Here is a 2,728-nt window from a genome sequence, read left to right on the forward strand (position 1 = left end):
CGACGAAGCAATCTCGAGATTGCTTCAGGACTTTGTTCTTCGCAATGACACTGCGTGTCAGCATATTTCTCCGATCCTATCGGGGGTTTTTCTCCTATAAAAACCTGCCTTTTTGAAGAATTCCTATCTTTTCTTTCCAGAAGTATCCCATTTTTTGCTTGCAATTTGAGGCGGAAAGAAATATAATAGGTTCAATTTGGAGGTCGAGTGAAAAAGGGGTTTTTGAGAACAACTATTATTTTTATTGGTCTTCTTGTTGTGGCTCTGGGATTTTTATACTTAACCAGGACCACAAGGACTTTGTCCAGAATAATGAAAACTTATGTGGAAGTTGAGCTAAAAAAAGCTTTCCATAGAGAAGTTACTGTGGGCAAAATTAGTACGAATATTGTTAATCGCATTACCTTGCAGAATGTTGCTATAGCCGGTGAGAGGAGAGTGTCAGAGGGGGCAGTTTTAGTCTGTGAGAAAGTTACCATTAATTATAATCCCCTTCTTATTTTGCTCAAGAAACGAAATCTGGGAAAGAGTATAAGAAAAATTGTTCTCAAATCTCCCCGTCTCCTGTTGACCAATCGCATGGGTAAGTGGAATTTCGTGCTTCCGGCAACGTTCCAGAAAGAATCGGCTATTACTACACTTCCCCATATTGTAATTGTGGGCGGAAAGGTCACAATTGAAGATGTGGAAGAAAAAGTTAGAAAGATTGAAATAGGAGATGTTTCTGGTAGTCTCACTACAAGAGATAGAATCTACCGCTTACCCTGGCAAGAAAAGTCCCAGCGTGAGGAAAAGTTACGTTCACAAATCCATTTTAATTTTTCTGGTAAAAGTAACCAAAACAGGAATGATAAGATAAGATTGAAAGGCACGTATTCTAAGGAGAAAAAGGAATTAAGCATTAATTTAAATATTTTCAATTTAGACCTGGCAAATTTGAGTAACCTCTTTCTGTCCAGTCCAGACTTTAGAATATTAACGGGCAAAGGAAATCTCTCTCTAGATTTGAACACAACTCTCAATGAGGAAAATTATAACAGCATTGTTGGTATAGCGACATCTATGAATGGGGAGCAAAAGAGGTTTAAGGATTTTGCCCAAATTCTCTCCTTTTCTGGCGAATTGGCCCTCGCGGAACTATCCTGCCGATGGTTATCTCACACAGTGAAAAATATCAGAGGAAGGGTCGTTTTTGACAATCACAGAATTGGTAGTCAGGAAATATTTCTGCAATATGGAGGGGCGGAAATCAAACTTTGCGGTGGTCTGGAGAGATACCTTTCCCAGCCCGCTCTGGGAGTTAACCTTTCAGCCAATTTCGGGCTTTCTCGCATTCAGGAAATTGTCAAAATCGATGAGTTGAAGAGAATCCTTCCTTTAGACGGTTTGGCGAAAGTATCTGTGGATATATCGGGAAGTTTATCCAGTCCTAAGTTAAAAGGCTGGTTCCTTCTTCCCCAGGGTAAAATAGCGGGTCGGCTGGTTGAGGAATTCCAGGGTCAATTCATCTATCAAAACAGGATAGTGAGAATAATAAACCTGCAGGGTAGAATTTACGAGGGGACTGTGGTCTTTTCTGGGAAGATAGATATTGATAGACCCTATGTGGATTTAGATTTTGTTTTGCGTAGTATCGACCTGGGAAGTCTCCTTTCGCCATATTGGTCAGATAAAGCAAAGGGCAAAGGGTCTCTTTCCGGTGATATTTTCGGTAAACCCCTGGAAATCCAGGCTAACGGAAAAATAGACTTGACAGAAGTGAAATTTTTAGGAACCAATTTAGGGTCTGTCTCAGGAATTTTCAATTATGCAAACAGAGAACTAAAAATAGAAGCCAATACTAGAGAGGATAACTATAAGTTAAATACTACTCTCCTGTTGGGCAGGAAGGATATAAGAATTTCCCGATTAGAGATTTCTGCCCTCGGGCGCGCCGGGATGGCTTTGGCTGGTGAGATTGGACTTCTTGGGGACAAGAAATTGCAGTTAACAGTTGTAAACTCCTATGTGGAAACTGGACATCTGCCCTGGCTTGCCCGGCGAAGCGATAGATTTTCCGGGCGAGTCAATTTCCTGGGTAAAATTGGAGGAACAATCGAATCCCCCGAGGTTTCCGGAAAATTGTGGTCCACTAGTTTAAAAGTAATGGAGGAAAAGATAAAATTTGACTCTGGGGTTGATTACCGGGAGAAGATTTTGAAAGTCACCTCCTTTAAACTTAACAATGTCTACTATGCAAACTTAACTGTCAACTTCGCTGGAGAGATACCCGTGGTAAGAGGCTCCGTAGAATCAACAGATGGCGACTTGAAGTTAATCTCCACTCTATTTTCTGACAAGGCTGGCAAGCTGAGAGAAATGGTAGGTACCCTTCGGGGTAAAATCGATTTTTCCAACCTCTCCTTGAGTGACTCCTGGCGGGAGAATGTTAAAGCTAAAGGAGCAGTTTCCATCGTCCAGCCCAGGGTCGGCCAGGTCTCTTTTGACGAATTAGCTTTCGCATTTAACATAACCGAGCAGGCACTGAGTGTAGATAAATTTCGCTTTTCCCGGAGGACGGGGGAGGTAACAGGTTCTGCCCAGGCGGGAATGAGAAGGGGTAAGCAGAATACAATAAATATAGATACTGAATGGCGAGATTATCCAGTAAATTTTTCTTCTGGGAAACAGGTTAAAAAAGATGAAGATTCTAAAAGGAATATGGCTATACCCGGGAGAAGATTAAAGG

The 2,728-nt window shown here is 41.5% G+C and carries 1 protein-coding gene; it reads left to right on the forward strand.

The features are described from left to right. Positions 1–207 precede the first annotated feature (207 nt). Positions 208–2,728 (forward strand): hypothetical protein (locus tag VMW39_02795; GenBank protein HUW22947.1); only part of this gene is annotated, 2,521 nt, incomplete at its 3' end.

The organism is bacterium, from assembly GCA_035530055.1.
GTDB lineage: Bacteria > UBA6262 > WVXT01 > WVXT01 > WVXT01 > WVXT01.